13 protein-coding genes are annotated in these 13572 nt (G+C 37.7%); 2 read left to right on the top strand and 11 right to left on the bottom strand.

Annotation, left to right across the window (positions count from 1 at the left end):
- Positions 1-20: 20 nt before the first annotated feature.
- The 8 genes from ACEPXD_RS13505 to ACEPXD_RS13540 form a co-directional block, all read right to left on the bottom strand.
- Positions 21-332, bottom strand: coding sequence for a thioredoxin family protein (locus ACEPXD_RS13505; RefSeq protein ID WP_391116703.1), 312 nt, complete (start codon positions 330-332; stop codon positions 21-23).
- Positions 333-345: 13 nt separating this feature from the next.
- Positions 346-687 carry a hypothetical protein gene (locus tag ACEPXD_RS13510; protein WP_391116705.1) on the bottom strand — a complete coding sequence of 114 codons (342 nt, stop codon included), beginning with the start codon at positions 685-687 and terminating at the stop codon, positions 346-348.
- Positions 688-1343: 656 nt separating this feature from the next.
- Positions 1344-1724 carry a glycine cleavage system protein GcvH gene (gene gcvH, locus ACEPXD_RS13515; protein ID WP_391116707.1) on the bottom strand — a complete coding sequence of 127 codons (381 nt, stop codon included), beginning with the start codon at positions 1722-1724 and terminating at the stop codon, positions 1344-1346.
- A 72-nt stretch (positions 1725-1796) separates the two neighbouring features.
- Positions 1797-2159 carry an arsenate reductase family protein gene (locus ACEPXD_RS13520; protein ID WP_391116708.1) on the bottom strand — a complete coding sequence of 121 codons (363 nt, stop codon included), beginning with the start codon at positions 2157-2159 and terminating at the stop codon, positions 1797-1799.
- 179 nt (positions 2160-2338) lie between these two features.
- Positions 2339-3480 (bottom strand): IS3 family transposase gene (locus ACEPXD_RS13525; RefSeq protein WP_391116710.1). Its coding sequence is split into 2 segments (ribosomal slippage): positions 2339-3207 and positions 3207-3480, totalling 1143 coding nucleotides; the frame shifts between segments, so codons are not numbered across the junction.
- Positions 3481-3596: 116 nt separating this feature from the next.
- Positions 3597-5378: an acyl-CoA dehydrogenase family protein gene (locus ACEPXD_RS13530; RefSeq protein ID WP_391116712.1), complete on the bottom strand. Its 1782-nt coding sequence runs from the start codon at positions 5376-5378 to the stop codon at positions 3597-3599.
- A gap of 33 nt (positions 5379-5411) precedes the next feature.
- The gene (locus ACEPXD_RS13535) at positions 5412-6587 is read right to left on the bottom strand and encodes an acetyl-CoA C-acetyltransferase (RefSeq protein WP_391116713.1); all 1176 of its coding nucleotides are present in this window, start codon (positions 6585-6587) and stop codon (positions 5412-5414) included.
- A 30-nt stretch (positions 6588-6617) separates the two neighbouring features.
- Positions 6618-9002 (bottom strand): 3-hydroxyacyl-CoA dehydrogenase/enoyl-CoA hydratase family protein, encoded by a 2385-nt coding sequence (locus ACEPXD_RS13540; protein ID WP_391116715.1) that lies wholly within the window; start codon positions 9000-9002, stop codon positions 6618-6620.
- Positions 9003-9222: 220 nt separating this feature from the next.
- Between ACEPXD_RS13540 and ACEPXD_RS13545 the strand changes: the two genes are divergently transcribed.
- Positions 9223-9588, top strand: coding sequence for a thioredoxin family protein (locus ACEPXD_RS13545; RefSeq protein ID WP_391123234.1), 366 nt, complete (start codon positions 9223-9225; stop codon positions 9586-9588).
- 92 nt (positions 9589-9680) lie between these two features.
- Entirely contained in the window at positions 9681-10145 is a 465-nt protein-coding gene (locus ACEPXD_RS13550) for an STAS domain-containing protein (RefSeq protein ID WP_391116717.1), read from the top strand.
- Between the two features lie 49 nt (positions 10146-10194).
- On the opposite strand, the gene ACEPXD_RS13555 is transcribed toward ACEPXD_RS13550, so the two are convergent.
- The 3 genes from ACEPXD_RS13555 to ACEPXD_RS13565 form a co-directional block, all read right to left on the bottom strand.
- The gene (locus ACEPXD_RS13555; RefSeq protein WP_391116719.1) at positions 10195-11079 is read right to left on the bottom strand and encodes a GNAT family N-acetyltransferase; all 885 of its coding nucleotides are present in this window, start codon (positions 11077-11079) and stop codon (positions 10195-10197) included.
- A 118-nt stretch (positions 11080-11197) separates the two neighbouring features.
- Positions 11198-12454, bottom strand: coding sequence for an enhanced intracellular survival protein Eis (gene eis / locus ACEPXD_RS13560; RefSeq protein WP_391116721.1), 1257 nt, complete (start codon positions 12452-12454; stop codon positions 11198-11200).
- Positions 12455-12588: 134 nt separating this feature from the next.
- Complete coding sequence (locus ACEPXD_RS13565; protein ID WP_391116723.1) at positions 12589-13470, bottom strand: 5'-3' exonuclease; 882 nt, start codon at positions 13468-13470, stop codon at positions 12589-12591.
- Positions 13471-13572 lie beyond the last annotated feature (102 nt).

The following is a 13572-nucleotide window of genomic DNA, read 5'->3' on the forward strand; positions in this document are numbered from 1 at the left end:
ATCGTATTCTATCACAGTTTTCATTCCTCGTCAACACTTTTTATTTTTTCAAATAAATAAGGTACTGACTGAAATGCGTATATCTTATTATGCACTTTGCCATTTTTAGCGATTAATAAACAAGGAACACTCTCAATTTCGTAATCCATTGCAAGATTTTCTATATAATTAATATTCGCTTGACCAATAGGGAAATGTACCAATTCCTTTATTACCAACATCATCTTAGATGCTACTTGGCAAGTGCCACACATGGGCGTGTATATATATAAAAGAGTAAGGGCAGTGGCATTTTTAGCTTGCTCCCATTCTTCTCGCGACCATTCATTCACATGCATCATCCTATTATAAAAATTCTTTTTTCACTTTAATATTAACATGTTGTAAGATAGAAGCCAAAACTTTGAGTGGGGTTTTTTCTACTTCACCATACATTGGACTAATATATAAATGAATGGCTTCTGGAAATTCCCTTCTTACGACAGAGCGAATTTGTTCACCTGATTTATCCGCATCCAAAAATGCATAAATCGGTACATCCTCAAACGGACTTAACAGCTCTTCTAGTTTCACATTAGAAATAGTACCATTTGTACAAATAATCTCAGGGGCTTCAGCAAGTATGCTTAAAAGTCGTAACTTGTCTGATCTTCCTTCAACGAGAATTACTTTATCACTGAACTCCATTAGATTCACTCCTAGTTGGTCCTATCCATTAGTATATGAAAAAGCGCCAGATTATAACAACTCGATTGCTTCAAGCTTTTATATTTTCCATTAGCAGTAACGATGTCCATAAACCCTAAAATGTTGCTTTACTCCCGTAAACAGATGGCATGTGCCCATACTAAAACCATACGCCCCTAAAGCAGCGCAATATGCCCATAAAGCGAAGCTATCCGCCCGTAAGCGGATGGTATATGCCCCTACCAATTCCATAAACACCTAAAGCAGCGCTATATTCCCGTAAAGCGAGGCTATCCTCCCGTAAACGGATGGTATATGCCCCTACCAATTCCATAAACACCTAAAGCAGCGCTATATGCCCGTAAAGCGAGGCTATCCTCCCGTAAACGGATGGTATATGCCCCTACCAATTCCATAAACCCCTAAAGCAGCGCTATAAACCCGTAAAGCGAGGCTATCCTCCCGTAAACGGATGGTATATGCCACTACCAATTCCATAAACACCTAAAGCAGCGCTATATGCTCGTAAACCTCCGCTATATTTCTATAAGCCCATAAACCGTCGTTAAAACCATAAAAAATAGACATTCAATTAACTTACAATTGAATGTCTAACATTTAATCAAGTAATTCCGAATGAAACGGCGCTACCTTTATTATTCTTGAATCAATTCGTCATATTGTTCTGAGGATAATAGTTCATCCATTTCTGATAAATTAGAAGGTTCTACAACGATCATCCATGCATTTTCATACGGAGATTCGTTTACAAATTCAGGGCTATCTTCTAATTCCGAGTTCACTTCTACTACCTTACCACTAATAGGTGCGTAAAGTTCCGATACAGTTTTTACTGATTCTACACTACCAAATGGGTCTCCGGATTTAATATCGTCTCCAACTTGTGGAAGCTCTACAAATACGATATCCCCTAATTCTGATTGCGCAAAATGTGTAATACCAATGCGAACTTTACCGTCTTCTGTTTTAACCCATTCGTGCTCTTCTGAGTATTTTAAGTCTTTAGGTGTTGTCATGATATACCCCTCTCAATTTGTTATACATTCATTTATAATATTCACATATTTTCATTGTAAAAACAAGCTACTTTATATGCTTTTCCAAATATGTTCAAACTCTTCTTCCTTGAATCCTAGCGTTAAATGTTCTCCATCAAACACAAGTGGTCTTTTGATAAGCATCCCATCAGAGGAAAGAGTTTCAATTTGTTCTATTTCTGTCATATTTGGAAGCTTGTCTTTCAATTGTAATTCACGATACTTTGTCCCACTTGTATTAAACAATTTCTTTAAATCTATATTAGTTGTAGCTAGAATCTCTTTGATCATTTTTTTTGAAGGCGGTGTTTCAACAATATGATTATTTTCAAATTCAACACCATTATCTCTTAGCCATTTACTCGCCATATTACATGTACTACACTTTGGATATCCAAAAAATTGAATCGTCATACCTTCTCACCTTTTTTCTATTTATCATAGCACACTACCGTTGCAAAATTACAATGGTATTATGCGACGAGCTTCGCGCAGGAGCACATTGTTTTAACCATTGCTGAATCGCAATGGTCAATAAAAGCCGATCCACATGGCACTGACTACCTTTTTTGAGACAGGAATAAAAACCCCTATTATGCAGCCAATTGACGGTATTGAATCGGCGATTGGCTGTTTAATTTCGTTTGAATACGGATATTGTTATAATAAGTAATGTATTCTTCGACGATTTGTATCACACATGCATTCGTTGTGCGATAGATATCGTCTAGATAGAACGTTTCAGACTTTAGCGTGGAATGAAACGTTTCGATTGGGGAATTATCAGCTGGCGTGCCTTTGCGGGACATGCTCATGGTAATTCTTTTTTCTTTGACTGCTTTTTGATAAGCATAGGACGTATAAACGGAACCTTGGTCACTATGCAGAATACATCCTTCTGGTAGATCAGGCAATTGATTGAGCGTGTCCAACACAAAATCGGTGTCTTGTTTGAAACCGATAGTTTGTGCCACAATCTCGCCATTGAAGACATCGAGAATACTAGAAAGATACATCATCGATTGGCCAAAAGGCAAGTACGTAATATCCGTAACTAATTTCTCTAAGGGACTAGAAGCTAAAAAATCCCGTTCCAATAAATTCGGTACGACATATGCCGGCTGTCCCGTACGCTTCCGTTTTTTCACCTTTACTCTACATTGCCAACCATATTTTTGCATAGCACGCTGCACAGTTTTCACACAAACTCCTGTGTATAGAGCAGAAATCTTTCGATAACCATATCGGAACTTATGTTGTTTGCACATGTCGCCAATCTGTTGATCTCGAATCTCCTTTTGTGTGTTTTGATCGGCATTCTTTCTCCAACGATAGTAAGATGAGCGACCTACACCAAGGTGACGACAAATCTCTCCAACTGGCATAACGTTCTTTAATTCTTCAACTAATTGGATCACTACTTTTGGCACCACTTCCTTTCCAATTCCTCGTACTTTTTTAATACTTCAATCTGCTTTTTCAAATATCGATTCTCTGCCTGCAGTTTGGCAGTCTCACTTCCATATTCCGGTCCTTTACCGAAGGTATATTGTTTACCGACTGGTTGATGGAGACGGTGGATTTCTCCATTTCGATACCAATGCATCCATCTCTTTAATTGCGTTTTGTTCCGAATACTCAATTTTTCCATTACTTCCTTTACTGGTACCTTAGCCAGTCGCATTTCTATCGCCTTCATTTTCACTTCGACTGGATAACTGACTCTTGTCCCCATAGAAAAAACACCTCCGTATTGAATTTAGGTATTGTATACCCGTTTTTCAACGAAAGGTGCTTTTATTTGTCTCATTTATTTAGGTCAGTGCCCATAGGATCGGCTTTTTATCTTTATTAAACGATGTATTTTTCCGCATCAATTAATTTAACAGATGCTTCACGTTTTTTAAGAATTAAATTATATGGCGTGTTACGAGTTAATTTACGTAATGCAGAAATCATCATGCGTAAAGTATCACCTTCAACAGATGCGATCAGCGTTTCTTTCGCTGCTTTTTCGATCTCATCAAATGCTTCCTGACAGAAAATTTGTGAGTAAAGCAGTTTTTGGTGCGCTTTTTCTACTCCATCACGGCCAATTGCTTTTTCTGTACGTAATACAGCAGATTCCATTGCAAATAAGTTATTGGCAATATTTGCGATGTTGACTAATACTTCTTGCTCTGCCTCTAACTTTGTACCAAAGCGTTGTGCAGCAAGACCAGCAGCAAGTAAACCGATTTTCTTTGCATTTGCTACTAATACTTTTTCTTGTGCAAGTGGCTCGTCACTAACTTCTTCTGGCATCATCATTAATAGCTCTTCTTGTAAGCTTTGTGCTTTTTGAAGTAGTGGTAATTCGCCTTTCATTGCTTTCTTCAAGAACGTACCTGGAACGATTAGTCGGTTAATTTCGTTTGTTCCTTCAAAAATGCGATTAATGCGGGAGTCACGATAAATGCGCTCCACTTCGTATTCTTGCATAAAGCCATATCCACCGTGAAGCTGAACCGCTTCGTCTGCGATATAGTCTAATACTTCTGATCCTACTACTTTATTAATAGAGCATTCAATTGCATACTCCGCAATAGAAGCTGCAATTGCTTTTCCGTCTTTTTGTTCTTCTTCACTTAATTGACTCATACGATCTTCAAAATAACCAACTGTACGATAGATTAAGCTTTCTGTTGCATACAATTTTGAAGCCATTGTTGCCAATTTTTGTTTCGTTAGATTAAAAGAAGAAATAGGCGTTTTAAATTGTTGACGCTGGTTTGTATAAGAGATTGCTAGCTCTAATGCTCGCTTAGATCCACCAACTGTGCCCACGCCTAATTTGTAGCGGCCAATGTTCAAAATATTGAAGGCAATTACATGACCGCGCCCGATTTCCCCTAGCAAGTTTTCCACTGGTACTTCTGCGTCTTGTAAAATAAGCGTGCGAGTGGAAGAAGATTTAATGCCCATTTTCTTCTCTTCTGCACCAACGGATACGCCAGGAAATTCACGTTCTACGATGAATGCGGAGAATTTATCTCCATCTATTTTTGCATAAACAACAAATACATCTGCAAATCCTGCATTTGTAATCCATTGCTTCTCCCCATTTAAAATGTAATGAGTACCTTCTGCATTTAATTTTGCACTTGTTTTTGCTCCTAATGCATCGGAACCTGAACCTGGCTCTGTTAACGCATAAGCAAAAATTTTCTCACCGGATGCTGAGTTTGGTAAGTACTTTTGTTTTTGCTCTTCATTACCAAATAAAACGATAGGCAAAGTACCGATTCCTACATGTGCTCCGTGCGTGATAGAGAAACCACCAGCTACAGATAGTTTCTCTGCAATTAAAGCAGATGAAATCTTATCTAATGCAAGGCCGCCATATTCTTCCGGAATATCAGCTGCAAGTAAACCTAGATCTCCTGCCTCTTTTAATAAACGGACCGAATGCTCAAACTCGTGATGTTCTAATTTTTCAACAACAGGTAACACTCGGCTTTTCACATAGTCATCTGCTGTTTTAGCAATCATTTTTTGCTCATCAGTAAAATCCTCTGGTGTAAATACTCGACTTGCATCTATGTCTTCTACTAAAAAGCTTCCACCTTTAATTACATCCTTAACTACAGTCATACTCATTTCCCCCTGTTTGAATGATAGATTAGTTTATAATAGCTCAAACACTCCGGCAGCTCCCATTCCCCCGCCGATACACATCGTAACAACACCAAACTGCTTCCCTTGACGTTTTAATTCACTAATTAATTTTAAAGATAATATAGTTCCAGTTGCTCCAAGTGGATGTCCTAATGCGATTGCTCCACCATTTACATTTACTTTATCTATATCAATTCCTAGATGACGAACTACTTGAATCGCTTGCGAAGCAAATGCTTCATTAACTTCCCAAACATCGATATCTTCTATTGATAACCCGGCTAGTTTCAATGCTTTTGGTACCGCTACAATCGGACCAATCCCCATTACTTCTGGTGGAACGCCCCCAACAGCGAATGAACGGAATTTTGCGATTGGTTTTAATCCTTGTGCTTCCGCAACTTCACGATCCATCACTAGAACTGCCCCTGCTCCGTCCGAAGTTTGAGAAGCATTTCCTGCTGTTACAGATCCACGTACATTGAATACCGGACGCAATTTCGCTAATGTTTCGACTGATGTACCAACACGTACACCTTCATCCATTTCGAATAAAAACTTTTGCACTTGTGCTTTATTGTTTCCATCCACAAAATGCTTCACTACTTCGACAGGAACGATATCATCATTAAATTTACCAGCCGCAATAGCTGCTGCCGCAAGTTCATGAGAACGTACTGCAAAAGCATCTTGATCTGCACGGCTTACACCATACTTGCTCGCAACTTGCTCAGCCGTATGCCCCATTCCCATATAATATTGTGGTGCGGATTCCGCTAGATGTGCATTTGGACGAATCGTATTCCCCATCATCGGTACCATACTCATCGACTCTACTCCACCAGCAATAATTGCTTCCGATGATCCGAGCATAATTCGCTCTGCTGCATATGCAATGGTTTGCAATCCCGAAGAACAAAAACGATTTATTGTAATAGCTGGGGTTGAATCCGGTAGACCTGCTAACGCTCCAATATTTCTAGCCACATTCATCCCTTGCTCTGCTTCTGGCATTGCACATCCTAATATTAAGTCATCGATTGGGCCATCATAACCACCCGCTCTTATCAACGTTTCTCTTACGACTAATGCCCCAAAATCATCTGGACGAACAGTTGCTAAAGATCCTTTTTTCGCTTTTCCTATTGGTGTTCTTGCACCTGCTACGATAACTGCTTCACGCATGAGTTTTCCTCCTTTAACCTGAACGCAAAATTAGTTGCGTAATGGCTTACCTTTCACTAGCATGTACTGCATTCTTGCTTGTGATTTTGGGTCTGCAACTAAACTTAAAAAAGCTTCCCGTTCCAGGTTAAGCAAATACTGCTCATCCACTAAAGTGCCATATGGAACTTCCCCACCCGCAATAACATAAGCAAGCTTCTTAGCTATTTTCATATCATGTTCACTAATAAAGCCTGAGAGAAACATACCCTCTGCTCCTAACAATAAAGTTGCATAACCAGGTGAACCTGTTACTGGAACCTTCTCATGAATTGGCGCTTTATATCCAGCTTCCGCAAGGGAAAGTGCTGCCTGTTTTGCATCATATAATTGATGATCCGGATTCACACTAATACCATCCGCAAAGTTCAAGAAGTTATTTTCGCGAGCTTCTTCCCCAGAAGTCGAAACTTTCGCCATTGCAATTGTTTCGAATACTTTGTTTGCAACATTTTGGTAGTCTACTTGAACGCCATTCGGAAGGCCTTTTAAATGTTTCATGTATAGTTCTTTGTTTCCGCCACCACCAGGGATTAGACCAACCCCTACTTCAACTAGCCCCATGTATGTTTCGGTTGTTGCTTGAATATGCGCTGCTGGCAAGCAAGCTTCTGCTCCTCCTCCTAACGTCATAGCAAACGGAGCTGCAACAACAGGTTTAGAGGAATATTTTATTTTCATCATCGCATTTTGAAAGCTACGAACAACAAAATCTAATTCAAACATATTATCATCTTGCGCTTCCATTAAGATCATGCCAAGATTAGCACCTACACTAAAGTTTTTCCCTTGGTTTCCAATGACAAGACCTTTATAATTCTTTTCCACTTCATCTACTGCAAAGTTGATCATCTGAACGATATCTATACCGATGGAGTTTGATTTAGAGTGAAATTCAAGTAATGCAATTCCATCTCCCAAGTCTATTAAACTTGCACCAGCATTGGACTTAATGACACCGTGTTTTTTCTTATACCTTTTCAAATCAATTACCTTTTCATTTACAGGAACGATTTTGTAGTCGTTTCCGTCGAAGAAATATTGATCTCCATTTTCTTCTTTATAGAAAGAATTGAATCCTTTATCTAACAATGAATGAGCAAAATACGGGATTTCTAGCCCTTCCGCCTTCATTTTTTCAACTGATTCGTTTACGCCGATTGCATCCCATATTTCAAACGGACCTTGTTGCCAACCAAATCCCCATTTCATCGCTTGGTCGATCGCTACAATATCATCTGCAATCTCGCCGTGAAGCTCTGCAGAATATAGAAGTGTTGGACTTAAAATGCTCCATAGAAGTTCACCAGTACGGTCCTTTGCATACGTCAATGTTTTCACTTTTGCTGAAAGACCTTTTTGTTGTTTAGCCATTTCCATGGATGGAGTTGTTAATTTTTTTACTGATTCATATTCAAGCGTGTCTATATTCAATTCGAAAATTTCTTTCTCTTTTTTCATGAAGAACCCTTGCCCCGTTTTTGCTCCAAGCCATTTATTTTCTAGCATTTTGTCCAGGAAAGCAGGGACTTCAAATACTTTTTGCTCTTCTCCTGTTGTTAAGTCATGCACATTCTTTGCAACATGCGCAAACGTATCTAGTCCAACGACGTCTAATGTGCGGAATGTTGCAGATTTTGGACGGCCAATTAATGGACCTGTGACAGAATCCACTTCCCCTACGGAATATCCACGCGCCTGCATTTCGCGCAATGACACGAGTAACCCGTATGTACCAATACGGTTAGCAATAAAGTTAGGAGTGTCTTTTGCTAAAACGACACCTTTCCCTAGCACATCTTCCCCAAATTTCTTCATGAATTCTACAACTTCAAAATCAGTAGTTGTAGCTGGAATTACTTCTAAAAGCTTTAAATAACGTGGTGGATTAAAAAAATGTGTCCCTAAGAAATGTTTGCCAAAGTCTTCCGAACGGCCTTCTACCATTGCATTAACGCTTATCCCAGAAGTATTGGAACTAACAATTGTACCCGCTTTTCGGACTGCATCTATTTTCTCGTATAAACTCTTTTTCACTTCTAAATTTTCCACGACTACTTCAATTATCCAGTCCATATCTTTTAATTTCTCTAAATCATCTTCCAAATTACCCGCAGTTATTAATTGCAGATTTTTCTTAGACGTAAGTGGAGCAGGTTTTTGTTTTAATAATTTTTGTAAAGCTGTTTGGGCGAAACGATTTCGAACTGCTGGATGCTCCAAAGAAAATCCTTTTGTTTGTTCTTCATTGTTTACTTCATTTGGAACAATATCTAATAAAAGCGTCGGAATGCCGATATTCGCTAAGTGAGCGGCAATTCCAGAACCCATTACCCCTGAGCCTAAAACAGCTGCCTTTTTAATTTGATATGTCATGTGCAATGCCTCCCAATCACTTTGAATGAATGTTCATTCATTTTATTTATAAAAAAATAAAACCAATCTCTATATCTATTAGTTTAGAACACTATTTAAATTTTCGCAATAATTAAATGATACGTTTGGAGCAATTTTCTTTCTAGTCTTTCAGAAACAGTGTACACTATTTAAGAAAAGTGAAAGGTGCCTATTTTACCGTTATTTTTTTTGAGACAAGCTGGCACCTGGAGTCAAGACACAGAGAAATCTTAGGAGGTTATATTTTATGAATAAAATTACAACAACAGAACAATTCAATGAAATTATTTCTGGTGACAATGAAGTTTTAGTTAAATTTGAAGCTGGTTGGTGTCCAGATTGCCGTCGCATGGAAATGTTTATCGATCCTATTATTGAAAAATACGATCAATACACTTGGTACGAAGTAAATCGTGACGAGCTTCCTGAAATCGCTGAAAAATATGAAGTAATGGGTATTCCAAGTCTTCTTATTTATCAAAATGGAGAGAAAAAAGCTCATTTACATAGCGCAAACGCTAAATCTCCCGAGCAAGTAACAGAATTTTTGGATGCTCAGAACTAATTAATCAAATGGCTGTTCCTAATTGGAGCGGCCTTTTCTTTGATTTTTACATATTCTATTCGTTATAATGAGAAAAAAACTGGGGTGTTAACATGTCACAAGAAAATGAAATCCTTGAACTTAAAGAAAAAATTGCGTATTACAAACGAATAATAAAAAAAATGTCTACACCTATTATCCCTTCCATTGTTCCCAAAACAATTATGATTCCCATTGCAGGTTATATGTTTAAAGAGCGATTTGAAAACATTGAGAACCAAACACTTGAATATGTTGGAGAACATCGAGAAGTCGAAAAAGCGGTATTTGATTTTTCGGCAGTTGATTTAGAAGATGTTGAAACATTTGACTACAATGATCTTGCCATATCGATAGGTCGATTAAATAGTTCGCTTCGATTAATGGGTATTCGGCCCATATATGTTGGCTTTAATCCTAGATTTATTCGAGAGATTGTTCATGCTCGTATTCATGTCGATCTTGAAACCTACAATAGTTTCCGTGTAGCATTAAACAGTCTCTTAAGTGAAATGAATCAGACTATTTCTTCTAAATAATGAATGATACAGCCACTATAAACTCCATGAGAGTGGCCGTATTTTCATATTAAAGTTGATTCATTTTGTTTATCATAAATACTTGAGAAATATCTGTATTTTTAAAGCCTTTGTTTTGTAAAAACGAAAGTATCTTATGGTTAGTGTCGACTAAATTATAAGTCGTTCGTTTGAGTGGCCGTTGAAAATAAAGACCTTCTTGCAGAACAGCATGAAGGGCACGCTCGCCTTCCTCATTTTCACTATTAATGATAGCTTGAAATAACGTGACACCCTCCGCCTCTAAACCAAATTGTTGCTTCGTTCGAACTAGGCAAGCAGCAAGTATGTTATTATTTTTCATCGCAATGACCGCTTCACCACCGACTTTTGGAGTAATCGATGGATCCACTTGCCAAGGTACTAGCGTTGGAAAGATCCCTCCATTTACTGCTTGTAAGGCTGGTATTCTTTTCATCATAAATTCTTTTGCGATATTTTCATCAAAAGAGAGAACTCCATCCGACTCCCAAAAATGTAACGTATCAATTACTTCATAGCCAACCTTTTCATATAATTTAATAGCTGGCTCGTTAATAGAGATGGCTTCTAAAGTTGCTACAGAAACATAATGTTTTTTCAATATGTTTAGTGCTTTTTCCATCAGAATAGTTCCATATTGCTTTCCTCTGTACGCTGAAATGATGCCGGTACCACCATTCCACGCTATTTTTTGACCATCCACTTCCCTCAAACCTTGTAACACAAATCCGATTGGGGTCTCCCCGTCAAACATAATAATCGATAACTCAGGTGAAATCCCTTCATTTCCAATACGGGCTACAAATGCATCAAGTGACATCTTCATCGGTATAAAATATCCTTCAAACCCACGAATAAAAAGTTCATGTGCTTCTTTAAATGTTAACTGTTCCATCGTTTTAAATGTAATCATTCTTTAACACCCCTTATTAGAAAAGTAATATACATATCTTTTGCCATAGTCACAATTTTTAAGTATGAGAATGAATGCTTTAAAAACCGAAACTTTTGGTGCCATTTTATACAACCCCTCAAAACGAAGTAAAACAAATAGGACTAGTCTTTGGCCTAAACCATCTATCTAACAAATTCACATCCATATTATTTATAGTGACTTCTCCGTATTTATGAAGGGATTCAAGTGACACACAACCCATCCACCATGAACTTAAATCATGGATACCCATTTTTATATTTGCTTCTTCATTTGTATTTAATAATTTTGTAGCACTCCAAAAATCACCACTATAAATGAATTCATATGAGCCACTTTGTTCTATTAGAAAGTCGTCTTCTATTTCTAGTAATAATCTTGTATATTCATCCGGTCTATTAAGTTTATGAAAATTCATGTTGTCAACAAACAAGGTTATATTAGTTATTCTATACATCATGCCCGTACCAGCCGTCGCAACTTCATGGTTTGCACTTGGTATCAGGTGATTGGAATCATTTAACGGATTGGTAAGTGCATATAAAAATGATTGATCGTTTGTTCGAAAGATAATGCGATCGACTTGATCTTGTTGTGAAGATAACCAAGATGCTAATTGTTTATACGCATTTGGTTTCGTCCAAATCCATTCATGCACAACCATATGCTGATGTAAAAAATGACTATCTTTCACTGGTTGCAATGTAAAGGCTAATGCACCTATTAGCTCTTCGTTTTCAAAGACACCAACATAGTTAGTAGCTGCATTTTTAATATAGCGACGTTCAGTCCACGTTCTTTTGATCATCCCATGATTTTGTAAAGCATAGTCATTATATAAGGTGACTATCGCTTCCTCATCGTTTGGAGACAAGAGCTGCACAAGTACTTTGTCCCCATTTGCAATAAGTGCATCTGGTTTAATTTTGAACTCATATTTCATCGGTCCATAGCCATAGCCCATTTTCCGATAAAAACTAGGATTAAAAGGATAAAGTGAAACTAGGGCCACATTTTCCTGCCTAGCATGTTGATGAAAATGAGAAAGGAGCTGAAAAGCAATTTTCTCTTTTTTATGAAGTAGATGTACAGCTACCATACCAATTCCAAAAACTCGCTGAAACTTCCCATTAACATTACATTCAAAATCATTTAAACGATAAATACCTAAAAGCGCTTCTGTATCATTAAAATAGCCAAAATAGTGAATACCATTTTGTTCCTCTTGTTCTACTCTTAAACGCTCTACAAATTTTATTTTTTCCTCAGTTGTTTGTATGTTCATACCTGGATAAGCTAGTGCCGCAATATTTGCCGCATGTTCAAAATCTTGCTTTTGTAGAAGTCGAATCAAGTTATTACCTCCTTATAAAAATAAATTCACTTGCTAGTTGGATTAATTTTACAATAGCCCTTTAATTTTAACAACAAAAAAAAGAGCTCTCCTAGTGTATTTAGGATAAACTCTTAAGTTCGAGGGCAAAGTCTTTAGTTCTGATTTTGAAGTTGTCTAGCTAAAATCGTATACCCGTTGTCATACAAATAATCCAATTTAGTAGACGGAATGTCCTTCACAATTAGATGATTTAACTCGGCTTCAATTGGTACGTCACGACGAATGGTTGCTAGCTCTTTAGATAGCTGAAGCATCTCTAAATCCGTTTCAATTTTTGCCTTTTGCCCTGCCTTCAATAAATGTAGAGACTCGATCACTTTCTCGACGGATCCATAAGTTTGGATTAATTGCAATGCAGTTTTTGGGCCAATCCCCTTTACTCCAGTATATCCATCGCTGGAATCTCCCATAAATGCTTTTACATCAGGGAATAATAATGGAGAAATGCCATACTCCTCTAGAAAACGTGCTTCATTGTATACATCATAAATAGTAAATCCTTTTTTCGTAAATGCGATTTCCGTTGATGGATGAAGAAGCTGTAGCAAATCCTTATCCCCACTAACAATTGTAAACCTCGCATCGTCTTGCCATTTATGTGTAATCGAAGCGATTGTATCGTCTGCTTCCATTCCAACAATACCAAAGTTCATCCATCCTAAATGTTCAGACAAGTCTTGAGCCATATCGAATTGAGGAATCAGTTCTTCCGCAGGCTTTGGTCGATTTGCTTTGTATCCATCATACAAATCATTTCTAAATGTGTGCGCACCCTTGTCCCAACAAATCGCTATATGGGTTGGTTGCATTAGATTTTGAGCAGCTAATACATGTCTTGCAAAGCCTTGCACAGCATTTGTAGGAATTCCTTTTGCATTTTTAAAGTAGTTCCCAGACATTGCTGTTGCAAAAAAAGATCGGAATAACAATGCCATCCCATCTATTACTAATACATGTGGTTTTTCTTGGTTCATAACTAACATCCTTTATAGTAGATTCTTTATAGTATACCATGAGCAGGCTTGAACCTTAGAAAGTGTGGGTATAATAAATAGAAATCTAGCACATGGGGGATT

The organism is Psychrobacillus sp. L3 (genome assembly GCF_042945595.1).
GTDB lineage: Bacteria > Bacillota > Bacilli > Bacillales_A > Planococcaceae > Psychrobacillus.

What these genes read in the sequence shown, in the direction of transcription:
- ACEPXD_RS13510 (WP_391116705.1), bottom strand. Translation starts at nt 687, where the DNA reads ATGGAGTTCAGTGATAAAGTAATTCTCGTTGAAGGAAGATCAGACAAG.
- gcvH (WP_391116707.1), bottom strand. Translation starts at nt 1,724, where the DNA reads ATGACAACACCTAAAGACTTAAAATACTCAGAAGAGCACGAATGGGTT.
- ACEPXD_RS13520 (WP_391116708.1), bottom strand. Translation starts at nt 2,159, where the DNA reads ATGACGATTCAATTTTTTGGATATCCAAAGTGTAGTACATGTAATATG.
- ACEPXD_RS13530 (WP_391116712.1), bottom strand. Translation starts at nt 5,378, where the DNA reads ATGACTGTAGTTAAGGATGTAATTAAAGGTGGAAGCTTTTTAGTAGAA.
- ACEPXD_RS13535 (WP_391116713.1), bottom strand. Translation starts at nt 6,587, where the DNA reads ATGCGTGAAGCAGTTATCGTAGCAGGTGCAAGAACACCAATAGGAAAA.
- ACEPXD_RS13540 (WP_391116715.1), bottom strand. Translation starts at nt 9,002, where the DNA reads ATGACATATCAAATTAAAAAGGCAGCTGTTTTAGGCTCAGGGGTAATG.
- ACEPXD_RS13550 (WP_391116717.1), top strand. Translation starts at nt 9,681, where the DNA reads ATGTCACAAGAAAATGAAATCCTTGAACTTAAAGAAAAAATTGCGTAT.
- ACEPXD_RS13555 (WP_391116719.1), bottom strand. Translation starts at nt 11,079, where the DNA reads ATGATTACATTTAAAACGATGGAACAGTTAACATTTAAAGAAGCACAT.
- ACEPXD_RS13565 (WP_391116723.1), bottom strand. Translation starts at nt 13,470, where the DNA reads ATGAACCAAGAAAAACCACATGTATTAGTAATAGATGGGATGGCATTG.